This window comes from Mycobacterium neglectum, from assembly GCF_002591975.1.
Classification (GTDB): domain Bacteria; phylum Actinomycetota; class Actinomycetes; order Mycobacteriales; family Mycobacteriaceae; genus Mycobacterium; species Mycobacterium neglectum.
Map to the genome: position 1 here is coordinate 64,468 of NZ_NVQE01000024.1, position 22,604 is coordinate 87,071.

Here is a 22,604-nt window from a genome sequence, read left to right on the forward strand (position 1 = left end):
CCTATGCCTTCATTCAACCAGCGCGGCCGCGGCCTGCAGGTGCTTGATCGCGTCGTCGACGATCGTCTCGACCAACTCGGCGCACGACGGTAGGTCGCCGAGAATCCCTGCGACCTGGCCCGACGCCAATACGCCTGCGTCGGTGTTGCCCTCCACAAGCCCGGCCTTCAGCAGCATCGGGGTGTTGGCCGCCATCAGGACCTGCGACCAGGTCAGTTCCTTGCCGTGCCGCATCTCGAGGCCGTCGCTGATCATCGAACGCCAGGTCATGCCCGACATCTTCTTGAACTTCTGCGCGTTGCGGATCGCCGCCGAAAAGCCCCGGAGGCGTGAACCGCTCTCGAGCTTCTCGACGAGTCCGGTGCGCAGCACGCGATGCGGCATACCGTCGACACGTGTCGACACGACGGTGCCGTCCAATGCCGAATCGAGGTACCGGCGTTTCACGGCATCGGGCACCGTGGAGTCGGAGGTCAACAGGAAGCGGGTGCCCATCGCGACGCCCGCCGCGCCGTAGGACAGCGCCGCGGCGAGGCCGCGGCCGTCGAAGAACCCGCCTGCCGCAATGACAGGGATATCGACGGCGTCGAGAACAGAGGGCAGCAGAAGTGTCGTCGCGATCGGACCGGTGTGACCGCCGCCCTCGCCGCCCTGGACGATCACCGCGTCGGCACCCCAGCCGGCCACCTTCTTGGCATGCTTGGCCAGGCCGACCGATGGAATCACCACCACGCCCGCGTCTTTGAGCTTGGCAATCAAGTCAGGTTTGGGCGCCAGCGCGAATGACGCGACCCTGACACCCTCGCGGATCAGGAGGTCGATGCGCTCGTTCGCGTCACCGGCGTCGGCCCGGATGTTGATGCCGAACGGCTTGTCGGTGGTGGCCTTCACCTTCGAGACGGCGGTCGCAAGTTCGTCGAGTGCCATGGTCGCCGAGGCGAGGATGCCGAGCCCGCCGGCGTTCGATGTCGCCGCCACCAGACGCGCACCCGCAACCCAGCCCATTCCGGTCTGCACCACCGGATGCTCGATGCCGACCAACTCGGTCAACGGGGTACGGAGACGAGTCACCGAACCTCCTTCACTTCTCGGTCCCTCAGGCCACTCGGATCGATGACCTCGCGGATCAGCTTCTGCTCTTCCTCGGTGGGCAGCCGCGACGTATCGGCTGAGTCCAGGCCGTGCACCTCGAAGGACGTGTTCTCGGCGACCTGCTCGGCGTCGACGCCGGGATGCAGCGACAGGGCGCGCATCTGATGGTCGGGTCCCTTGAAGTCGAACACGCCGAGGTTGGACACCACCCGGAACACGTTTACGAACCGATATGCAGGGTTGTCGGGATCGACCTTGTCCCAGCCGATTCCGGACACCACGTCGACGGAATCGCCGAACACTCGCGTCGAATGGTTGCCGACCCAGTAGCTCGTCGCGTGGTTGATGGTGTTCCCGGGTGCACCGCGCACCCCGAACATCTGGCGCGTGGGATGCTGAAGCGGTCCGAACGCCGACAGGTTCTGATTGCCGTACCGGTCAACCTGATTGGCGCCCATGACGACATGGCGCCTGCCCCACGCCAGTGTCTCGAAGACGCGGCCGAACGGCATCCAGCCCTCGATCGCGCCAGTCGCCCCGAGCGCTGGGGTGTCGGCCAGCAGCCGGGCCTCACCGTCGGTCAGCAGGATGTCGGGCGAGAAGGTCAGCCGGGCCAGCCGGGCTCCGATCGAGACCATGTTGGCCATCGGGCTCACCATGATCTCGCCCGCATCGCGGAAGAGTTCGGCACACGCGACAGCGCACACCTCGGCTCGGGTAACAGACATCACTGGCTCTCTCCAAACTTCCGCACGGCCGCCTGGTAGTCGGCCTCGCTGCCGGACAGATAGGTCGTGACGAACTCCTGCCACGACTCGTCGGACGCCGCGGCCTCGGCGTAGTGGCGCTGGAACTTCTCGTCGCGGCGGTAGTCCGGCTCCGCCGCGGTGAAGTGGGCACCGCCCGGTGCCTCGACCACGGAGTCCACCATCATCCGGTTGATCAGCAGCGCCTGCGGCGGGACCGCCTTGATCAACTCCTCGGTCGGAACCACCCGTTCGATGGACAAGAACCGCTTCTGCGCTGCCATCAGGAACAGGTCGTCGAAGTACGGGTCGATACCGGTGTACGCGGCATTGCCTTGGGCGTCACCGAGATTCATATGTATGAAGGCCGCATCGAGGTTCAGCGCGGGCATCGCGATGAGTTCCTCGTAGCCAGCCTGAGAACCGGAGCCGGTGGGATACGGCGACTTCACGGTCTTGAGCTCGTCGCCCCAGAATGCGCGTACGTCACTGCCCAGCCCCGCGCGGATCGGCAGGAACGGCAGCCGCTGTGCGGCGGCCTGCAGCCCGCAGCGCACCATGCCCTCGTCCATCTCGCGAGCCTCGATCGATCCACTGGTGCGCGCCTTGGCGAACCACGGGTCATAGAACGGCGGTGAGTCCAAAGACACGAAGCCGTAGTAGACGCGTTTGACCTTGTCTGCCGAGCACAGCAGCCCGAGGTCCGGGCCGCCGTAGGTGACGACCGTCAGGTCCTTCACATCGGTGCGCAGCAGAGCCCGCACGAACGCCATCGGCTTGCGCCGCGACCCCCAGCCGCCTATACCGATGGTCATACCACTCTCGATGGACGAGACGGCCTCGTCCAATGTCGTTCTCTTGTCTGTCATTCTTTCCCCTTGGAGGTACCGGCGAACGCGTCGCGATGCTCATCGGAGACGCCGGACAGGTTCAGTTCGAACGTAAAGCCCTGTTCCATCCGATATCTGGCGTTCGGCGGCTGCACATCGATGAGGTTCAGCGCTTCCTTGGCCGCGCGGATCACCCGGGTGTCCTTGGCGGCGATGTCGCGCGCCACCCGCAGTGCGGCCTCGTCCAGCTCCGCGCGCGGCACCACCTCGTGCACCGACCCGAAGTGGTGCAGGGTCGCCGCGTCAACGGTGGCGGCGGTGAAGAACAATCGTCGCATCATGTGCTGCGGCACCAGTCTCGACAGGTGCGTCGCCGCTCCCAGCGCGCCGCGCTCGACCTCGGGCAGGCCGAAGGTCGCGTCGTCGGAGGCGACGATGACGTCCGCGTTGCCGACGAGTCCGATGCCGCCGCCGACACAGAAGCCGTTGACCGCGGCGACCACGGGAACCTCGCACTCGTACACCGCGCGGAAGGCGTGGAAGCAGCCGCGGTTGGCGTCGATGAGCGCGGTGAAGCCCTCGGTGTTCTGCATCTCCTTGATGTCGACTCCCGCGTTGAAGCCGCGGCCCTCGGCGCGCAGGATCACGACGTGGGTGCTGTGGTCGCGCCCGGCTGCGGTGATCGCGTCGCCGAGTTCGAACCAGCCGCGGGATGGAATCGCGTTGACCTTCGGGTAGTCGACAGTGACCGAGACGATGCCCGGTTCGACCGTGGTGGTGGTGATTGTCATGCGGATACCTCGGTTACTCTGGGGGTCTCTACCTAAGCAAGCACTTGCTTGGTACGCTAGCACAGTGACCGATCGCCCAGAGATCGTCCTCGGACTCCACGACAGGGTCGTCCTGGTGACCGGAGGAGTGCGAGGCGTCGGCGCCGGCATCAGCTCCGTGTTCGCCGCACAGGGCGCGACCGTCGTGACGTGTGCCCGCAGATCGGTCGAGGGATCGCCCTACGAATTCCACAGCTGCGACGTGCGCGACGACGATTCGGTGGCGGCATTGATCAAGACCGTCGCCGACCGGCATGGTCGCCTGGACGTCGTCGTCAACAACGCGGGCGGATCGCCGTACGTCCTGGCCGCCGAATCATCGGCGAAGTTCAACACCAAGATCGTGGAACTCAATCTTCTCGGACCGCTGTCGGTGTCGATTCACGCGAACGCGGTGATGCAGACGCAAGCCCAGGGTGGCGCGATCATCAACGTCGCCAGCGTCAGCGGCCGCAGGCCCACACCGGGCACAGCACCCTACGGTGCTGCCAAGGCGGGCATGGAGAGCATCACCAGCACACTGGCGGTCGAGTGGGCGCCGAAGGTGCGGGTGAACTCGGTGGTCGTCGGGATGGTGGAGACCGAGCAGTCCGAACTGTTCTACGGCGATGCCGATTCGATCGCGGCCATTTCGCGCAACGTCCCGCTGGGTCGTCTCGCAACGCCGGACGACGTGGGCTGGGCGGCGGCGTTCCTGGCATCCGATGTCGCGTCATACATCAGCGGCGCCTCACTCGAGGTGCATGGCGGCGGTGAGCCCCCGCACTATCTGGCAACCACCACTGCTGACATCAAGTAACAAGGGAGATAAGAGATATGGGACTGCTCGACGGCCGCGTGGTCATCGTGACGGGTGCTGGCGGCGGCATTGGGCGCGCACATGCGCTGGCCTTCGCCGCAGAGGGCGCGCGAGTGGTGGTCAATGACATCGGTGTCGGGCTGGACGGCTCGCCCGCGGGTGGCGGCAGCGCGGCACAGGGTGTGGTCGATGAGATCACCGCTGCCGGAGGCGAAGCCGTGACCAGCGGAGCCAATGTCGCCGACTGGGCGCAGGCCGAGGGTCTGGTGCAGACGGCGGTCGATACGTTCGGCGGACTCGATGTGCTGGTCAACAACGCCGGCATCGTGCGCGACCGGATGTTCGCCAACACCAGCGAGGAGGAGTTTGACGCCGTCGTCGCCGTCCACCTCAAGGGGCATTTCGCGACCATGCGCCACGCGGCCGCCTACTGGCGAGCCCAGTCCAAGGCGGGCAATCCCGTAGACGCCCGGATCATCAACACGAGTTCCGGGGCCGGCCTGCAAGGCAGTGTGGGACAGGCCAATTACAGTGCAGCCAAGGCGGGGATCGCCGCCATGACGCTGGTCGCCTCTGCCGAGATGGGTCGCTACGGAGTCACCGTCAACGCCATCGCACCGTCGGCCAGGACACGGATGACCGAGACGGTGTTCGCCGACATGATGTCCACGCAGGACAAGGATTTCGACGCGATGGCGCCGGAAAACGTTTCTCCGCTGGTGGTTTGGCTCGGCAGCGTCGAGTCCAAGGATGTTACCGGCAAGATGTTCGAGGTCGAGGGCGGCATCATCCGAGTCGCCGAGGGCTGGGCCCACGGCCCGCAGATCGACAAGGGTACGCGCTGGGATCCGGCCGAGCTCGGACCCGTCGTCAGCGACCTGCTGACCAAGGCGCGCCAACCGGTGCCTGTTTACGGAGCCTGATAGGCAGACGAACTCTAGGCCGAGGATTGCGGTCACCTGGTGGCTTCGATCCTCGGCCTAATCCTGATCGAGCTCGAAAACCGCCCCCGATCCGCCGGCCCACCCACCATGATGGGGGAATGCGAAAGGTATCAGGGGCAGTCGCCGCGGCAATTCTGTTGGTGGTGGCCGGTTGTGGCGGTCAACGTGGCGGCGAAAACGGGGCGGCGGCCACCGACCCGACGTCATGCGAAGTCGGGACCGACGCCAGGCTGAGTATCGCGACGGGCAACACGACCGGGGTTTACTACGCACTCGGCGGCGCCTACGCCGAGGCGATCAATCAGCAGACCGACGGCACGCTGAAAGCCACTGCCGCCGAGACATCGGCGTCGCTGCAGAACATCCAGCAGCTCGTGGCAGGCACCCATCAGGTGGCGTTCTCCCTTGCCGACACCGCGGCTGATGCCGTCAACGGCATGGCGGCCTTCGACGGGAATCAGCCCATCGCCGCGCTGACCCGGCTGTATCCCAACTACACCCAGGTGATCGCCCGCAGCGACGCAGGCATCAACTCGATCCTGGATATGCGCGGCAAGCGTGTGTCGACCGGGTCGCCCAACTCCGGTACCGAGGTCATCGCCAACCGGATGCTGGAGGCCGCCAGTCTCAACCCGAACACTGACGTTGCCGCGCAGCGCACCGAACTCGGCAAGACGGTCGAAGGGATGAAAGACGGTTCGATCGATGCGATGTTCTGGTCGGGCGGCCTGCCGACCGGTGGGATCACCGACCTGTTCGTCAGCCAGCGCGACAACGTCAAGTTCATCGACGTGACGTCAACCCTGCCGAAGCTTCAGAACATCAACCCGATCTACGAGGAAGGTGTCATCCCGGCGAGCACGTATCAGACTCCCGCGGACGTACCGACCGTCGTGGTGCCCAATGTGCTTCTGGTCAAGAACGATATGGACGGAAACACCGCCTGCGTGCTGACCAAAGCGCTGTTCGATCACAAGGAAGACCTGGTCAAGGTCAACAAGGCGGCCGAAGGTATCTCACTGGACACCGCTCGCGAGACCATGCCCGTCCCGCTGCATCCGGGCGCCAAGCGGGCTCTCGACGACCTCGGCGCGGCGAACTGACCTCCACCGGGGCGAGCGAAACGACCGGAGAAACTCCCGCCTACGAGGACGAGAAGCCGGCCAGGCAGCTGACGGGCTGGGTCGGTCACCTGGTGACCGTCGGCTGTTTCCTGATCGGGCTGTTCGCGCTGTATCAGGTCTTCTTTCCACTTGCGCAGGGCAACCAGGTTTCGCTGATCCTGTTCCTGGCGGCGGTGCTTCCGCTGACGATGCTGTGCTACCGATCCGGTGTGCGGCTTCGCCACCGGAAGGTGGACACACCGAGCGAGGCGCCGCGGCAGAGTCCGACGCCGTTCGACTGGCTGCTGGCCGCAGTGGCACTGGTGGCTTGCCTGTACCCCGTACTGCCGTTCCAAATCGGTGATGGCGGTGGGGGATTCAACGAATTCCTCAGCAGGCAGAGCACACCGGCGGTGGTGGACGTCGTCGTCGGCACGATCGTCGTGCTGCTGGTATTGGAGGCCTGCCGGCGCACCACGGGTGCGGCGTTGCCGATCGTGTGTCTGCTCGCGCTCGGCTACGCCTACTACGGCGGATACCTGCCGCAGGGTGCGGCGATCGCGCACGCCGGAGTCGACTGGGTGCAGATCGTCAGCGCCTCGTTCATGCAGTCGACGGGGCTGTACGGCGTGCCGCTGGACGTCGCGGCGACCTACATCGTGTTGTTCACCATTTACGGGGCGGTGCTCGAGGCGTCCGGCGCCAGCAAGTTCTTCATCGATCTTTCGTTCTCCGCATTCCGCTCCTCACGTGCGGCACCTGGGCGGACGGTGACGCTGGCCGGCTTCCTCATGGGCAGCGTGTCCGGTTCGGGGACGGCGACGACGGTCAGCCTCGGCTCGGTGACATGGCCGGTGCTGCGCCGCGCCGGCTACCCGAGTGAGAACGCCGGCGGAATGCTGGCCGCGGCGGGGATCGGCGCGATCCTGTCGCCGCCGACGCTCGGGGCCGCGGCGTTCATCATCGCCGAGTATCTCGGGGTGCCGTACCTGACCGTCCTGGTGTGGGCGGTCGTGCCGACCATCCTGTACTACCTCGGCATCTTGCTGGCCGTCGAGATCGACGCGCGGCGGTACGGCACGCGCGAGGTCGACGTCGACGCACAGTCCTTCTGGCGGTTACTCGGCAGATTCGGCTACCACCTCATCTCGCTGGTGATGATCGTCGTGTTCCTGGCGATGGATGTGTCGGCGATGCGTGCGGTCGTCTACGCCATCGCCGTTCAGATCGTGCTGTCATACCTGGATCGCGAACACCGCCTCACCCCGCTGAAGCTCTACCGCGCGTTGGCCACCGGGGTGCGCGGTGTGCTTTCGGTGGCGGCGGTGTGTGCGGCGGCGGGCGTCGTCGCCGCGATGATCACCCGCACCGGACTCGGCCTGCAACTGAACTCGATACTCGTCAACACCGCCCGGTTCATCTCTGAAAACCCAACGGTCGTATTGATTTTCACGGCGATATTCGCGGCCTTGGCGGTCTCGGTGCTCGGTCTGGCGGTGCCGGTCACCGCGTCGTTCGTGATCAGCTGGGTGATCGTGGGTCCCGCGCTGCAGGACCTCGGCGTCGCTGCGCCCGCGGTGGCGATGTTCGTCTTCTATTTCGCAGTGCTCTCCGAAGTCACGCCGCCGACGGCGCTGGCGTCGGTCGCGGCCTCGGCGATCACCGGCGGACGCGTGATTCCAACGATGATGCAGACGTGGAAGTACACGCTGCCGGCATTCCTCGTGCCGTTCGCGTTCGTACTGACCGACAACGGGCAAGGCCTGCTCGGGTTGCGGTCTTTCCTCGACATGGTGTGGACCGGTGCGGTCGGTGCGCTTGCGGTCGCCGCGCTTGCGGTCGTCACGGGCGGTTGGATGATCCGACGGGCGGGCTGGCCCGAGCGGGTGCTGTGCATCCCGGCGTCGGCGCTGCTGCTTTATCTGAGCCCGGTGACGATCGCCGTCGGAGCCGGCCTGCTCGCGGTGGCGGCGGCGGTGAACGTCGTCATGGCTCGCAGACGACCATCGGAATCTCCCGATCCGCTGCCTGGCGATATCCCCGATACGGCGGGTACATCTTGATCAGCCTGGGCCAGTAGCGCTTTCGTTCGTCCTCGGTGGCGTCCCTGGCCCTCAGGTCGAGATGACGGGAGCGAATCTGCACGTGCACTTCGGGATTCGACTCGAGGTTGAGATACCACGCCGGATCGGAGTCACGTCCGCCGAAGGACGCGGGCAGGATCACCCGATCGCCGTCGTCCAGATACAGCGTCGGAGTGGTGCGCGGACGGCCGGATTTGCGCCCTGTCGTGGTGATCAACGCCGCCGGGAACCACAACAGTTTGGCGCCGATGCGGCCGTTGGTGCGTCGGTAGACCCGGATGTGGGCGCGGGCGAAGTACTTCATCGCCAGCCGAAGCGGCCGCGAGTTGCGGATCGTGCCTGCCACCCACGGTGTCTAGCCGCGTGACGGCAAAGGCAAACACGGGCGTTCGCGCGTGGCTCTAACCTCAGTCTTAGGACCGCTTCTGTCCGGTATCAGCGACAGACTTGCGGCATGGCCTCTACAGAAACCATCACCGCATTTCACATCGCGATTCCAGACGCGCAGCTCGACGACCTGCACGACCGGCTGCGCCGCACCCGTTTCCCCGCGCCGTTGCCCGCCGACGGGTGGGATACCGGCGTTCCGGTGTCGTACTTGAAAGAACTTGTCACTTACTGGGACCGCGATTATGACTGGCGGGCGGCCGAAGCCGAACTGAACCAGCTGCCCCAATTCACCACCGAGATTGACGGCACGACCATCCACTTCCTGCGCTTGCGTTCACCCGAGCCGGATGCACTGCCACTCATCCTCACCCATGGGTGGCCGGGCTCTTTTGTGGAGTTCCTCGACGCGCTTGGGCCACTGGCTGACCCGCGGAGCCACGGTGGCCACCCGGCCGACGCATTTGAGCTCGTCATTCCCACCCTGCCCGGCTTTGGGTTCTCCCGCCCGGTACCCGACGCGGGTTGGGACGTCGACCGGATTGCGCGAGCCTGGGTCGAGCTGATGACCCGGCTCGGCCATCACCGGTTCGGCGTGCAAGGAGGAGATATCGGTGCAAGCGTGTCGCCCGCAGTCGGGCGCGCCGCACCGGAGCGGGTCATCGGGGTGCACGTCAACGGCAGCATCGGAATGCCGGCCGTTGAGCTCGACGAGGACGAACTCGCGTCGATGACCGAGCTTGAACGCGACCGGGTGGAACGTGTCCGGAAGTTCATGCAGGACGAGTTCGGTTACATCGCGATTCAGGCCACGCGATCGCAGACCATCGGCGCAGCGTTGACTGATTCCCCTGTCGGCCAGCTCGCCTGGATCGTCGACAAATTCCGCGCCTGGACGCACCCGCTGGACACCCTGCCGGATGTGATCGTTGGTCGCGACCGGCTGTTGACCAACGTCATGATCTATTGGCTAACCGGTACCGCCGGATCGGCGGCGTATGTCGGCTATGCCCAAGCCTCCTGGGGGCCACCGCCGCAGTCCTCGGGCGTGCCGACCGGCGCCATCATGTTCGCTCACGACGTCGGTATCCGTCGTCTGGCCGAACAGACCAACAACATCACGACCTGGACCGACATCCACGATCGGGGAGGACACTTCGCCGCGCTCGAGGAACCGCAGCTGCTCACCGAACACATCCGCACGTTTTTTCGCGAATTGCGATAACCCAAATGCACTCGCAAGAAACAAACTACTTCTTGGGTCGGCGGCTGCCGCCGTGCCAATCCTCTTGCTTGCCAACCGTTTCGGTTTCGACGCCGAACGCCGCCAGCTGCGGCATTTCGCGCAGGCTGCGCTTGAGCTCGGCGAAACCACCGAACTCGGCAAGGCCGATCACGTGATCCCACAGCGTGACCGAGTCCTCGGGCGACGGCAATCTGCTGATGACCGGCCCGAAGAACGCCGTCCCGTTCGGTGGGCGGAAATGCAGGATCGGCGTGCCCACGTCCCGCCCGGTGAGGGTGAGCGCCTCGTCGGTCTCGCCGCGGATCCCGTCGTCGAGCGTGGCGTCCTCCAGCGCATCAGCCAGTTCGGCGGGCAGTCCGGCGTTGACCAGCGCGGCCTCGACGAGGTCGCGCGCGGCTTGACCGGCTGCCGTGATGCGTTCTTCACGGGGGGTGTCGAACAGGCGGGTGCCGAACGCCGCATAAAGTGGCCCGACGGCGTCTCTCCCGTGCTCTGCGCGCACCTTCGCGGCGACCCGCAGCAGCTTCAGTCCCGCGGTGTGACCCTCTTCGTAATGGGTGGGAAAGTGCGTCGCATAGTCCACGTCGGCGTTGAGGATCCGCAGCGAGATGAACCGCCAGTCCACGCGGTAGTCACGCGCAGCCGCCACGATGCGCACCCACTTGCTCGTCATCCACGCGAACGGGCAGACCGGGTCGAAGTAGAAGTGCAGATCGTAAGTCGTTGTCACGGTTCGCAGATCACGAGCGGGATCACGCGGTCGGTCCAGGACTTGTAGTCCTCGTAGGTCGGATACATCTCGACGAGCCTTGGCCAGTACTTCGCGCGCTCCTCTTCGGTGGCGTCCCGCGCGGTGAGGTCGAGGATGTCTTTCTTGATCTGAACCTGAATCTTCGGATTCGCCTTGAGGTTCAGGTACCACATCGGGTGCTTGTCGCTGCCGCCCTTGGACGCGGCGACGACGACGGTGTCGCCGTCGCGGTAAAAGTACAGCGGGCTGATCCGCGGCTCACCGGTCTTGCGGCCGGTCGTGGTCAGCAGCGCCACCGCAATGCCCTGGAAATCGCTGCCGAAACCTTCGCCGTCGCTGCGGCGGTACATGAAGGTGTTGACCTTCGACATCCACTTGATGAGGAGGTCCGAAGCCTTCGTATCCATGAATCGAGGGCGCGAATTGGCCATAGCTGATCCTATGACGCGGTCACAAACGGGCGAATCCCTGCTCGGATGTGATGGATCAGGCCGTCGGCGGGGATCTGGAACGTCTCGTCGATGTGGGCGCCGACCTTGCGTCCCAGCAGCGAGGGCTTCGTCACGAGGTCGAACTTCGCGCGGATGGTTTCGCCGTCGACGACTGTGAACTCGGGCACCGTCGTCGCCGCGATGACCCGGTACTGCAAGCCGCGATTCAGGCTGCGGCGCAGGTGATCTCCCGAGAACCCGGTCTTCAGCCCGACCTCGATGCGGGTGCACCCAGGGGCGAACGGAACTCTGTCCGCGTCATGGGTGACCAGCGCGTCGATGTAGGCCTGCGCGGCCGCGATGCGCTCGGCTTCGGTGACTGCGGGCGCCGAGGACATCAGATCCGCTCGATGATCGTTCCGGTGGACAGCGCGCCGCCGGCGCACATGGTGATGAGCGCGGTGCTCTGATCCGTGCGCTCCAACTCGTGCAGCGCAGTGGTGATCAGGCGGCTGCCGGTGCTCCCGACCGGGTGCCCGAGTGCGATCGCGCCGCCGTTGACGTTCACCTTGTCCATGTCCGGGTTGTGCACCCGAGCCCACGACAACACGACCGACGCGAAGGCCTCGTTGATCTCGGTGATGTCGATGTCGCCCATCTTCATACCGGCCTTTTCGAGCACCTTGGCCGTCGACTGCACCGGGCCGTCGAGGTGGTAGTACGGCTCGGAGCCGACGAGTGCCTGGCTGACGATCCGCGCCCGCGGTTTCAGGCCGAGCGCCTTGGCCTTATCTTCGTCCATCCACAGCACGGCGGCCGCGCCGTCGGAGATCTGCGACGACGTACCCGCGGTGTGGATACCGCCGTCCATCACCGGCTTCAGCGAGGCCAGGCCCTCCAGCGTGGTGTCGCGCAGGCCCTGGTCACGGGTGACGATGTGACGGTCGCTGGTTGGCTGCTTGTTCTCGTCGAGCACGGGCGCCTCGATGCCGCTGATTTCGCGGTCGAAGCGTCCCTCGGCCCAGGCCGCCGCGGCCTTGCGCTGCGAGTCGAAGCCGAACTGGTCGATGTCTTCGCGGGTGATGCCGCGGCGCGCCGCGATGCGCTCGGCGGCGGTGAACTGGTCGGGCAGGTCGATGTCCCACGACGCGGGCCGCAGGATTCCGCGATCCGGGCCGGCGTTGGCGCCGAGCCCGACGCGGCTCATGGCCTCGATGCCACAGGCGATGCCGACGTCGATGGCGCCCGCCGCGATCAGGCCGGCGACCAACCCGTTGGCCTGCTGCCCACTGCCGCACTGGCAGTCCACGGTCATCGCGCCGACGTGCTCGGGCAGCCCGGCGACCAGCCAGCTGACCCGGGTGATGTTGTTGGACTGTTCGCCGAACTGCGTGACGCAGCCGCCGACGATCTGCTCGACGTCACCGGCGTCGATGCCGGCTTTGGAGACCAGAGCCTTCTGCGTGGCGCCCAGCAACTCGGTGGCGTGGAGGCCGGATAGCCATCCGTTCCGCTTGCCGATCGGGCTGCGGGTGGCTTCAACGATGACAGGGTTACCCATTCCGTCAGGCTAGAACACGTTTCATTACTCTGACAAGCGAGGATGGTGACCTGCCTTTTATCTGCGCAGAAGGCATGTTTTACTGGCACTAGAACACGTTGCAATTTGTGTTGTGAAGGAGCCCACCACATGCCACCCACCAAGATTCCAGCCGAGTTCGACTTCCTGGATCCCGACGTCAACCTCGCCGGCCTGCCCGTCGAAGAGCTAGCCGAGCTGCGCGAGGCCGAGCCCATCCATTGGGTCGACATCCCCGGCGGCACCGGCGGCTTCGAGGACAAGGGCTATTGGCTGGTGACCAAGCACGCTGATGTCAAAGAGGTGTCGCGGCGCAGCGATGTCTTTTCCAGCTGGCTGAACGGGGCGATCCCGACCTGGCCCAAGGAGATGACGCGCGAGAACGTCGAACTGCAGCGCAGCGTCATGCTCAACATGGACGCGCCGCACCACACCCGGTTGCGCAAGATCATCTCCCGCGGTTTCACGCCGCGCGCCATTGGACGCCTCGAAGAGGAACTCGCGCAGCGTGCGCAGAACATCGCCAAGACCGCCGCGGCGGAGGGTTCCGGCGACTTCGTCGAGCAGGTGAGCTGTGAGCTGCCGCTGCAAGCCATCGCCGGACTGCTCGGTGTGCCGCAGGACGACCGCGACAAACTGTTCCGGTGGTCGAACGAAATGACCGGCGGTGAGGACCCCGAGTTCTCCGACGTCGATCCGGCGCAGTCGTCGATGGAACTCATCATGTACGCGATGGCCATGGCCGACGAGCGCAGCAAGAACCCGACCGAGGACATCGTCACGGCGCTGATCGAGGCCGACATCGACGGTGAGAAGCTCTCCGACGACGAGTTCGGCTTCTTCGTGATCATGCTCGCGGTGGCGGGTAACGAGACCACTCGTAACTCGATCACTCACGGAATGATCGCGTTCTCGCAGAACCCCGACCAGTGGGAGCTGTACAAGAAGGAACGCCCCTCGACGGCGGCCGACGAGATCATCCGGTGGGCCACCCCGGTTTCGGCGTTCCAGCGCACCGCGCATGAGGACGTCGAGCTCGGCGGCGTGACGATCAAGAAGGGTCAGCGCGCGGTGATGTCGTACCGGTCGGCCAATTTCGACGCCGAGGTCTTCGAAGACCCGCATGCCTTTAACATCCTGCGCGATCCGAATCCGCACGTCGGGTTCGGTGGCTCCGGTGCCCATTACTGCATCGGCGCGAACCTGGCCCGGATGACGATCAACCTGATCTTCAACGCCGTCGCCGACCACATGCCCGACATCAAACCGATCAGTGAGCCCGAGCGGCTACGGTCGGGATGGCTGAACGGCATCAAGCATTGGCAGGTCGACTACTCGGGCAAGTGCGCGGCCGCAGCCCAGTAGCCGTCTTAACTAGGAGGATTCGGTGGACTTCAGTCCAGACGAAGGGCAGCAGGCTGTCGCCGATGTGGTGACATCCGCGCTCGGCCGGGACAACAGCTGGGACGCGATCGTGTCTGGCGGCATCACGGCTTTCGGTGTGCCTGAACGCCTTGACGGCGACGGGCTCGGCCTTGCTGAAGTGAGTACGGCCCTGATCGAGATCGGCAGGCACGGCACCATCAGCCCGGCGCTGGCGACTCTGGGCCTCGGACTGATCCCGCTGCTGGAGCTGGCCTCCGACGAGCAACAGGACCGTTACCTTGCCGGAGTGCCAAAAGGCTCGGTGCTCAGCGCGGCACTCAACGAGCCCGGTGCGCCGCTACCCGATCTGCCCGCGACGACTCTTTCTGGAGGAAAACTCAACGGCGTCAAGGTCGCGGTTCCCTATGCGGAACAAGCGGATTGGCTGATCGTCACGGCCGGTGACGCCGTCGCGGTGATCTCACCGAAGGCCGACGGAGTGCAGGTCGTCAAGACGCCGACCGCCAACCACGGCGACGAGTACTCGGTGACGTTCAGCGATGCCGAGGTCGACGGAGTGCTCGAGGGCGCGCAGCCGCGGCGGGTGAACCAGCTGGCACTCGCTGCCATCGGCGCGTTCGCGTCGGGTTTGGTCGCGGGCGCCTTGCGGTTGACCGCGGACTACGTCGCCAATCGCGAGCAGTTCGGTAAGCCGCTGTCCACCTTCCAGACGGTCGCGGCGCAGCTTGCCGAGGTCTACATCGCCTCGCGCACACTGACGTTGGCCTCCACCTCGGTGTTGTGGCGGCTCTCGGAAGGTTTGGACGCCGACGACGACATCGACATCCTCGGCTACTGGCTGGCCTCCCAAGCGCCGCCGGTGATGCAGCTCTGCCACCATCTGCACGGTGGGATGGGCATGGATATCGACTATCCGATGGACCGCTACTACTCGAGCATCAAGGATCTGACCCGGATGGTGGGCGGGCCGTCGCACCGACTGGACTTGGTTGGAGCTGCACTGGGCGAGCGAAGCGACGGGAAATAGGGATGTACATAGAACTGACCCCGGAGCAGCGGCAGCTTCAAGCCGAACTGCGGCAGTACTTTTCGAACCTCATCTCCCCCGAAGAGGCCGCCGAGATGGAGGGCGACCGCCACGGCAAGGCCTACCGCTCGATCATCAAGCGCATGGGTTCCGACGGCAAACTCGGCGTCGGCTGGCCCAAGGAGTTCGGCGGCCTGGGCTTTGGCCCCATCGAGCAATCGATCTTCGTCAACGAGGCACATCGTGCCGACGTGCCATTGCCCGCCGTCACCCTGCAGACCGTGGGGCCGACGCTGCAGCAGTACGGTACCGACCTTCAGAAGAAGAAGTTCCTGCCGGGAATCCTCGCCGGTGAGGTGCATTTCGCGATCGGCTACACCGAGCCGGAGGCAGGCACCGACCTCGCGTCGCTACGCACGTCCGCGGTCAAGCAGGGCGACGAGTACATCGTCAACGGCCAGAAGGTGTTCACCACCGGAGGCCACGACGCCGACTACGTCTGGCTGGCGTGCCGCACCGATCCGGAAGCCGCTCAGCACAAAGGCATTTCGATGCTGATCGTCGACACCAAGGATCCCGGCTACTCCTGGACGCCGATGATCCTGTCCGACGGCGCGCACCACACGAACGCCACGTACTACAACGACGTCCGCGTTCCCGCCGAGATGCTTGTCGGCGAGGAGAACGCCGGCTGGCGCTTGATCACCACCCAGCTGAACAACGAGCGCGTGATGCTCGGTCCGGCAGGGCGATTCGCTTCGCTGTACGACCGTGTTCATACCTGGGCCGCCAAGCCCGGCTCCAATGGCGACACCCCGCTTGACCGCGATGACGTGAAGCGGTCGCTCGGCGAGCTCAAGGCGATGTGGCGGATCAACGAACTGTTGAATTGGCAGGTTGCCGCGTCCGGCGAGACCATCGACGTCGCCGATGCCGCGGCCACCAAGGTGTTCGGCACGGAGCGCATCCAGTACGCCGGCCGCCTCGCGGAGGAAGTCGTCGGCATGTACGGCAACCCCGCCGATGCGGATACCGCCGAACTGCTCGAGTGGCTGGACTCGCAGACCAAGCGCAATCTGGTGATCACGTTCGGCGGAGGTGTCAACGAGGTGATGCGGGAGATGATCGCGGCGGCAGGACTGAAGGTTCCGAGGGTTCCGCGATGAGCGCTCGCGCGAAGTGGGGCCCCGCACGAAGTGCAGGGGACAGAGGACTCAGATGAGCGCGGTGGAGGACATCAAGGCGGCCGCCGAGCGGGTCAAGGCCGAGGGTAAGAGCAAGCCACGGGTCGCCCGTCACCCGGTGAATCAGCCGATGATCGACCACTGGCTCGATGCGATGGGGGACGAGAACCCCATCTATGTCGACGAGGCGGCCGCAAAGGCGGCTGGCCATCCCGGCACCGTCGCTCCGCCGGCGATGATCCAAGTCTGGACCATGATGGGGTTGGGCGGCAACCGGCCCGACGACGATCCATTGGGCAAGATCCTCGGCCTGTTCGACGACGCCGGCTACATCGGCGTCGTAGCGACCAATTGCGAGCAGACCTACCACCGCTACCTGCGTCCCGGCGAGGAGGTCAGCGTCGCGGCGGAGTTGACCGACGTCGTCGGTCCCAAGCGGACCGCGCTCGGCGAAGGGTTTTTCATCACCCAGAAGATCTCCTGGCAGGTCGGCGATGAAGACGTCGCCGAAATGATGTGGCGGATCATGAAATTCAGGCCTGCCGAGGCCGACACTGCATCGGCAGGATCCGTGCCCGACGACCTCGACGCGGACACCATGATGCGGCCCGCATCGTCACGTGACACGAAGTTCTTCTGGGACGGCGTCGACGCGCACGAATTGCGTATCCAGAAGCGCGGCGACGGAACGCTTCAGCATCCGCCGGTACCGGCGCTCTGGCAAGACAAAGAGGTACCGACCGACTATGTCGTCGCCTCGGGCAAGGGCACGGTGTTCAGCTTCGTGGTGCACCACGCTCCGAAGGTGCCGGGCCGCACGCTGCCCTTCGTCATCGCGCTGGTCGAACTCGAGGAGGGGGTGCGGATGCTCGGCGAGCTCCGCAATATCGACCCAGCGAGCGTGGAGATCGGATTGCCGGTCCGCGCAATGTATATCGACTTCCCTGAAGGCGATTCAGGGCCCGCCTGGACCAACTACGCATGGGAGCCCGCGAAATGAGCGCACCCACAGCATCGTCTATCGAGGTGGGCACCAAGCTGCCCGAGCTCTCGCTCTACGGCGACCCGACGTTCATCGTGTCGACGGCGATCGCCACGCGGGACTATCAGGATGTCCATCACGACCGGGACAAGGCACAGGCCAAGGGTTCCAAGGACATCTTCGTCAACATCCTTACCGACACCGGTCTCGTTCAGCGTTACATCACCGACTGGGCCGGTCCGAACGCGATCATCAAGTCGATCGGGCTGCGGCTCGGCGTGCCGTGGTACGCCTACGACACAGTGACGTTCAAAGGTGAGGTGACCGCGGTCGACGACGGCGTGATCTCGTTGAAAGTGACTGGCAGCAACAGCCTTGGCGACCATGTGATCGCCACCGCGACACTGACTTTCGGAGAAAGCGCCTGATGCCGGGCGAATTGTCCGGGAAGGCGGCGATCGTCGGGATCGGCGCCACCGACTTCTCCAAGAACTCCGGCCGCAGCGAGTTGCGGCTGGCGTCGGAAGCCGTGCTGGACGCCTTGACGGATGCCGGACTCACACCTGCAGATGTGGACGGCATGGTGACGTTCACCATGGACTCCAACACCGAGGTGTCGATCGCACGCGCCACGGGCATCGGGGAGCTGAAGTTCTTCTCCAAGATCCATCACGGCGGTGGCGCGGCCTGCGCCACGGTTCAGCAGGCGGCGATCGCAGTGGCGACAGGAGTCGCGGATTGCGTTGTGGCATACCGGGCTTTCAACGAGCGATCGGGGATGCGGTTCGGCCAGGTGCAGATGCGGCTGGTGGAGAACGCGGACTCCACAGGTGTGGACAATTCGTTCTCCTACCCACATGGCTTGTCCACACCGGCCGCCCAGGTGGCGATGATCGCCCAGCGCTACATGCACTATTCCGGTGCGACGAGTAGAGACTTCGGTGCCGTCTCGGTGGCCGACCGCAAGCACGCTGCCAAGAATCCGAAGGCGTACTTCTACGAGAAGCCGATCACCATCGAGGATCACCAGAATTCGCGGTGGATCGCCGAGCCGCTGCGGTTGCTCGACTGCTGTCAGGAAACCGATGGCGGTGTGGCGCTGGTGATTACGTCCGCCGAGCGGGCCAAGGACCTCAAGCACCGGCCCGCTGTCATCGAGGCGGCGAGCCAAGGTTCCAGTCCTGACCAGTATTCGATGACAAGCTATTACCGATCGGAGCTGGGCCTGCCGGAGATGGGCCTGGTAGGTAGGCAGCTCTGGGAGCAATCCGGTCTGACGCCGGCCGACATCCAGACCGCGATCCTGTACGACCACTTCACACCGTTCACTCTCATCCAACTGGAGGAGTTGGGGTTCTGCGCGCCGGGTGAGGCGAAGGACTACATCAAGGACGGGGCGATCGAGATCGGCGGCAGGTTGCCGATCAACACCCACGGTGGTCAGCTCGGCGAGGCGTATATTCACGGCATGAACGGCATCGCCGAAGGTGTCCGCCAGCTTCGCGGGACGTCGGTGAATCCGGTTCCGGATGTTGAGCATGTGCTCGTGACTGCTGGCACCGGCGTACCCACATCGGGTTTGATACTTGGCTGCTAGCCGTAAGCTCGTAGTCGACCATGTTGACTTGCTGCGCGGCATTCAGTGCTGGATCAAGCCACCCGTACGAAAGGTGTTGGCGGCCATGGCCGTAGCGACGAACCCGGACTTCAGACACCCTCGAGGTTGGTGACCTCCCAAAATGAGCGATTTGACGGGCGGACGAGGCGTCGTCGTCGTGATTCGGGTTCGGCGCGGGAATCAAGGGCGCTGTACCTGCGGCTGGATTGGCAAGACCCGCCTGCTGCTCTCCTCGGCCAAAGTCGATGCGCTGGTACATGCCGCACGTGACGACTGCGAGCCGGGCATTCCGCTGTATCAGCCGGGGGCAGTCGTGCCTACCAAGGCACAGGGGCCCTATCAAGGCCGACCACCGGACGGACCGTCAGGTTGACGCGCGAGGCGGGCCAGTAATCGGTGTGGGGCGAGTGTAGGCGAGGTGGTATGCCTTTGCCTGTTCCGCGACATTCAGATCATGGCTGTCGTCTCCTCATCCGGGTCGCCCATCAACCTGTTCAACATTTGCGTTGAGTATTGCTATATCCGCAAGAAAAGATGATTTTGACCACAGTGTCAGATCTACAGCATTCTCCAAGGTCGTATAAGTAACGTCGTGACCAGGCAATATAGGACGACACAGCTGGCTGTGGCAACGGCAGCGCCGTGCACAAGGATGCATTTGCAAACTCTTCAAAATTTGGCTCGATTCGGGTTGCTGTGCGTAGTTTGCCGATGCTATGTTCAGCGGCACAAGGGCACGAAGCGCCCTGGAGTCCAAGTTGGAAATAGTCCAGATTGCTTGGTGATCGTCGGTTCGACTGGCGTCACGCGCCCGATAGGAGATGGTTGTATGCACGTGTTGGGTATCTCCGCACGCCGTCGCTTGGGGCATGCCACGAGCGCTGCCGGTGTATGCCGCCACGGGCGTGACGGCTAGTGCCCAATGTCTAGGCCGACCATTGTTTCCGACCCTCCGAGCGGTCAAGCCGAGTCTTCGGCGGTCATCGCTCCTCCAAATCTGTTGCGGCCGAATAGCAATGACGCAGTTGCGCTGAGTAACGCTTCGCAAACCATCTCGGAAGCTGTGGCGATAGAACCGCGGCGTACGGTGCCCGACCGCACAACTTGGGAACGGCGCTATGCTGCCCACATACGAATCACGGACACGCTGGTGGTGTGTTCAGCCGTACTACTGGCCCAACTTGTCCGATTCGGCGCTCCTGCCACGGCATCCAGCTATGTAAATACCTATGTGACGGCTTATTCGGCTCTGCTCGTGGTCATTTGGCTGTCGACGCTGGCCTTCTTCCATAGTAGATCCCCGAGGTATGTCGGTGCCGGCACCGAGGAGTATCGGCGCGTGGTGGCCGCGTCCTTCTGGACCTTCGGCGCCATTGCCATGGCCGAACTGCTCCTCAAGCTTTCGATCTCGCGCGGCTATCTCGCGGTCGCTCTTCCCGCGGGCATTCTCGGATTGGTTCTGAGCAGATGGATGTGGCGGCGTTATGCGGCGCGCAAACGCGCTCATGGTGCATATTGCACTGCGGTGTTGGCAGTGGGCGGTAGCGATGCGGTCGCGAGCCTGGCCAGCGAGCTGACCGAGGATCCCAAGAACGGCTATCAGGTTGTTGGCGCTTGCATTACAGGCCATGGAGCTCCTAATGACGAGCTCCTCGTCGTCAACAATCGCGAGATTCCGATCTTTGGTGGTGCGTCGTACGCACTTCAGGCGATCCGCGATTGTGGTGCCGACACGGTTGCGATCGCTGGGACAGGAGACTTCGGCGTTCAGGGGCTTCGCAGGCTTATCTGGGAACTAGAGCCGATGGGCGTCGACCTCATGGTGTCACCCGGCGTGATGGATGTGGCGCTGAATCGGTTGGTGATGCGCCCGATCGCCGGATTGCCGCTTTTACATATCAACAAGCCGCAATATCAGGGAACGAAGGGATTCCAGAAGCGTGCCTTCGATACGTGCTTCGCGTTGGCAGCCCTGATCGGAACACTACCGATCCTCGTTGCGACCGCCATTGCGATCAAGCTCACGAGCAGGGGGCCGGTTTTCTACTCCGCTGAACGCATCGGAATCGATGGCAAGCCCTTCTCAATGCTGAAATTCCGCACCATGGTCCGAGATGCGGATAAGCAGTTGGAGAGCCTGCTCGGCGAAAACCAAAGCGACGGTCTACTTTTCAAGATCCGCGAAGACCCGCGCATAACACCAATCGGTCGGATACTGCGCCGCTTCAGCATCGACGAGCTGCCGCAGTTCATAAACGTACTCAGACAAGAGATGAGTGTCGTCGGGCCGCGGCCCCCGCTGAGACGCGAAGTCGAAGCGTACGACGGCGATGTGCAGCGAAGGCTGCTCGTTAAGCCCGGCGTCACTGGTTTATGGCAGGTCAGCGGGCGTTCCGATTTGTCGTGGGAAAGGTCTGTTCGACTTGATCTGTCGTATGTCGACAATTGGTCGATGGTGAGTGATGCTTTGATCATCGCGAAGACGGTGCGGGCGGTATTTTCGCGGTCGGGTGCTTACTGACATAGACCTCGGCGGATCGTAATTCGGAATATCCACTGCACACGTGGTTCAACCGGCACCTGACGGTGTCGCGGTCGAGCGGCCCTACCGCGGGTCCTGTCCGTCGTCAATTTGCTTTAGGTGGAGAATTTAGGTCGCGTTGGGCGACGGTGACGTGTTTGATCTCGGGACATAGGGCCTCTTCGATTTTGACCGGGCAATCAGGGTAAAGTCTGGGTTGCGGCCCTTCGGAAGACCAAGGGCCTCCCCATGCAGCGACACGCCCTACGAGAGCGAAATCACAACTGCCCCATTAAAATCGAAGAGCCCCTATACCTCCGCTGACGTCGAATTATAGCGTCACGCAGCAGGTCGTAGTTTCAGGTTCCCTGAATCAACCGTTGGCGTTTGAATTTGCCCCACATGATCCATCGCTCATCTATGTTGCCGAAAAAGGCGGCGTAATCAAAGTATTCAATGTTGATACCGGTGTTCAACAAGCGATCTTTATCGATATAAGTTCGAAAGTTAATGATATTCAGGATCGTGGCTTACTCGATATCGTGTTGCATCCCAATTTCGGTCAGCCAGTTCAGCCAGGTCAGCCGGAGCACAATTTCATCTACGCGTTCTATGTTGTTGATCCCCCTGACGCCGTTGGCAACCCCGACCCGGAAGCGAGGCCAGACGGCGGGGGAAACCGCTTTGCCTACCTTGTGCGCTTCACGGCCAATGCTGCGACCAATTACACTACGGCGGTTCCCGGCAGCGAAGTGATTTTGCTGGGTGGCGTCGTTGTTCCAGGCGTCGCCGAGCTGCAGCCGCGGACGCTTCAGCACATTAGCGGGGCCGGAGCTATCGACAGCACCAACGATATTGGCCTGCCCGAGTCCGGCTTTGACGCCCAAACGGGGGAATACGTCGACAACTACATCAAAGTCGATTCGGTGAGTCATGCGAGGATGTCCCGAGTTCCGTGGAACTTCGGTGGCGGTCCGGTGAGCATCAGGCTGCGCTCACTTGATCATTGTGCACTTCGGGTACGACAGATTCGGCGGTCTCGCGTTCGAGGGCTGATCGCAGTG

At 64.0% G+C, this 22,604-nt stretch carries 23 protein-coding genes; 14 read left to right on the forward strand and 9 right to left on the reverse strand.

The features are described 5' to 3' along the window. Positions 1-9 precede the first annotated feature (9 nt). The 4 genes from ipdC to echA20 are packed head-to-tail and all read right to left on the reverse strand — an operon-like array spanning position 10 to position 3,459. Positions 10-1,071 (reverse strand): (3aS,4S,5R,7aS)-5-hydroxy-7a-methyl-1-oxo-octahydro-1H-indene-4-carboxyl-CoA dehydrogenase, encoded by a 1,062-nt coding sequence (gene ipdC / locus CSQ99_RS19020; RefSeq protein WP_099040563.1) that lies wholly within the window; start codon positions 1,069-1,071, stop codon positions 10-12. Then, entirely contained in the window at positions 1,068-1,820 is a 753-nt protein-coding gene (gene ipdB / locus CSQ99_RS19025; RefSeq protein WP_176561093.1) for a cholesterol ring-cleaving hydrolase subunit IpdB, read from the reverse strand. Before ipdB ends, ipdC begins: the two co-directional genes overlap by 4 nt. Then, positions 1,820-2,707: a cholesterol ring-cleaving hydrolase subunit IpdA gene (ipdA, locus tag CSQ99_RS19030; protein WP_099040565.1), complete on the reverse strand. Its 888-nt coding sequence runs from the start codon at positions 2,705-2,707 to the stop codon at positions 1,820-1,822. The genes ipdB and ipdA overlap by 1 nt, the downstream gene beginning before the upstream one ends. Continuing rightward, entirely contained in the window at positions 2,704-3,459 is a 756-nt protein-coding gene (echA20, locus tag CSQ99_RS19035; protein ID WP_099040566.1) for a (7aS)-7a-methyl-1,5-dioxo-2,3,5,6,7,7a-hexahydro-1H-indene-carboxyl-CoA hydrolase, read from the reverse strand. Before echA20 ends, ipdA begins: the two co-directional genes overlap by 4 nt. A gap of 64 nt (positions 3,460-3,523) precedes the next feature. On the opposite strand from echA20, the gene CSQ99_RS19040 reads away from it, so the two are divergent. The 4 genes from CSQ99_RS19040 to CSQ99_RS19055 all read left to right on the forward strand — a co-directional run bounded on the left by CSQ99_RS19040 (position 3,524) and on the right by CSQ99_RS19055 (position 8,407). Then, positions 3,524-4,297: an SDR family oxidoreductase gene (locus CSQ99_RS19040; protein ID WP_099040567.1), complete on the forward strand. Its 774-nt coding sequence runs from the start codon at positions 3,524-3,526 to the stop codon at positions 4,295-4,297. A 17-nt stretch (positions 4,298-4,314) separates the two neighbouring features. After that, the gene (locus CSQ99_RS19045) at positions 4,315-5,220 is read left to right on the forward strand and encodes an SDR family oxidoreductase (RefSeq protein ID WP_099040568.1); all 906 of its coding nucleotides are present in this window, start codon (positions 4,315-4,317) and stop codon (positions 5,218-5,220) included. 119 nt (positions 5,221-5,339) lie between these two features. Next, complete coding sequence (locus CSQ99_RS19050; RefSeq protein ID WP_176561094.1) at positions 5,340-6,344, forward strand: TAXI family TRAP transporter solute-binding subunit; 1,005 nt, start codon at positions 5,340-5,342, stop codon at positions 6,342-6,344. 92 nt (positions 6,345-6,436) lie between these two features. After that, positions 6,437-8,407 carry a TRAP transporter fused permease subunit gene (locus CSQ99_RS19055; protein WP_176561095.1) on the forward strand — a complete coding sequence of 657 codons (1,971 nt, stop codon included), beginning with the start codon at positions 6,437-6,439 and terminating at the stop codon, positions 8,405-8,407. On the opposite strand, the gene CSQ99_RS19060 is transcribed toward CSQ99_RS19055, so the two are convergent. Continuing rightward, a complete protein-coding gene (locus CSQ99_RS19060) occupies positions 8,331-8,732 on the reverse strand; it encodes a nitroreductase family deazaflavin-dependent oxidoreductase (protein ID WP_176561098.1) in 402 nt (133 codons plus the stop codon). The two genes, CSQ99_RS19055 and CSQ99_RS19060, sit on opposite strands and share 77 nt — an antisense overlap. A gap of 150 nt (positions 8,733-8,882) precedes the next feature. Between CSQ99_RS19060 and CSQ99_RS19065 the strand changes: the two genes are divergently transcribed. Continuing rightward, positions 8,883-10,040, forward strand: coding sequence for an epoxide hydrolase family protein (locus CSQ99_RS19065; protein WP_099040571.1), 1,158 nt, complete (start codon positions 8,883-8,885; stop codon positions 10,038-10,040). Between the two features lie 25 nt (positions 10,041-10,065). Here the strand turns inward: CSQ99_RS19065 and CSQ99_RS19070 are convergent, their stop codons facing one another. Genes CSQ99_RS19070 through CSQ99_RS19085 form a run of 4 tightly spaced genes read right to left on the reverse strand, consistent with a single transcriptional unit; the run spans position 10,066 to position 12,804 of the window. Further along, the gene (locus CSQ99_RS19070; protein WP_425437835.1) at positions 10,066-10,734 is read right to left on the reverse strand and encodes a mycothiol-dependent nitroreductase Rv2466c family protein; all 669 of its coding nucleotides are present in this window, start codon (positions 10,732-10,734) and stop codon (positions 10,066-10,068) included. A gap of 53 nt (positions 10,735-10,787) precedes the next feature. Beyond that, complete coding sequence (locus tag CSQ99_RS19075; protein ID WP_099040573.1) at positions 10,788-11,243, reverse strand: nitroreductase family deazaflavin-dependent oxidoreductase; 456 nt, start codon at positions 11,241-11,243, stop codon at positions 10,788-10,790. A gap of 8 nt (positions 11,244-11,251) precedes the next feature. After that, positions 11,252-11,641: a DUF8021 domain-containing protein gene (locus CSQ99_RS19080; RefSeq protein WP_099040574.1), complete on the reverse strand. Its 390-nt coding sequence runs from the start codon at positions 11,639-11,641 to the stop codon at positions 11,252-11,254. Then, positions 11,641-12,804, reverse strand: coding sequence for a steroid 3-ketoacyl-CoA thiolase (locus tag CSQ99_RS19085; protein WP_099040575.1), 1,164 nt, complete (start codon positions 12,802-12,804; stop codon positions 11,641-11,643). Before CSQ99_RS19085 ends, CSQ99_RS19080 begins: the two co-directional genes overlap by 1 nt. A gap of 129 nt (positions 12,805-12,933) precedes the next feature. Here CSQ99_RS19085 and CSQ99_RS19090 point away from each other — a divergent pair, with 129 nt between their 5' ends. From CSQ99_RS19090 to CSQ99_RS30740, 9 genes are all read left to right on the forward strand, one after another. Beyond that, positions 12,934-14,187 carry a cytochrome P450 gene (locus CSQ99_RS19090; RefSeq protein WP_099040576.1) on the forward strand — a complete coding sequence of 418 codons (1,254 nt, stop codon included), beginning with the start codon at positions 12,934-12,936 and terminating at the stop codon, positions 14,185-14,187. A gap of 22 nt (positions 14,188-14,209) precedes the next feature. Further along, entirely contained in the window at positions 14,210-15,235 is a 1,026-nt protein-coding gene (locus CSQ99_RS19095) for an acyl-CoA dehydrogenase family protein (protein WP_099040577.1), read from the forward strand. A 2-nt stretch (positions 15,236-15,237) separates the two neighbouring features. After that, positions 15,238-16,401, forward strand: a complete 1,164-nt coding sequence (fadE29, locus tag CSQ99_RS19100; RefSeq protein WP_099040578.1) for an acyl-CoA dehydrogenase FadE29 — start codon at positions 15,238-15,240, stop codon at positions 16,399-16,401. Between the two features lie 52 nt (positions 16,402-16,453). Next, positions 16,454-17,419, forward strand: a complete 966-nt coding sequence (locus tag CSQ99_RS19105) for a bifunctional MaoC family dehydratase N-terminal/OB-fold nucleic acid binding domain-containing protein (RefSeq protein WP_099040579.1) — start codon at positions 16,454-16,456, stop codon at positions 17,417-17,419. After that, the gene (locus CSQ99_RS19110) at positions 17,416-17,829 is read left to right on the forward strand and encodes a MaoC family dehydratase (protein ID WP_099040580.1); all 414 of its coding nucleotides are present in this window, start codon (positions 17,416-17,418) and stop codon (positions 17,827-17,829) included. The genes CSQ99_RS19105 and CSQ99_RS19110 overlap by 4 nt, the downstream gene beginning before the upstream one ends. Continuing rightward, positions 17,829-18,998, forward strand: coding sequence for a lipid-transfer protein (locus CSQ99_RS19115; protein ID WP_099040581.1), 1,170 nt, complete (start codon positions 17,829-17,831; stop codon positions 18,996-18,998). The genes CSQ99_RS19110 and CSQ99_RS19115 overlap by 1 nt, the downstream gene beginning before the upstream one ends. A gap of 142 nt (positions 18,999-19,140) precedes the next feature. Next, positions 19,141-19,392, forward strand: coding sequence for a hypothetical protein (locus CSQ99_RS30735; RefSeq protein ID WP_141562701.1), 252 nt, complete (start codon positions 19,141-19,143; stop codon positions 19,390-19,392). Between the two features lie 690 nt (positions 19,393-20,082). Beyond that, a complete protein-coding gene (locus CSQ99_RS19120) occupies positions 20,083-21,540 on the forward strand; it encodes a sugar transferase (protein WP_245908991.1) in 1,458 nt (485 codons plus the stop codon). A 380-nt stretch (positions 21,541-21,920) separates the two neighbouring features. Then, the coding region (locus CSQ99_RS30740) for a PQQ-dependent sugar dehydrogenase family protein (protein ID WP_141562702.1) at positions 21,921-22,604 on the forward strand (684 nt) is incomplete at its 3' end.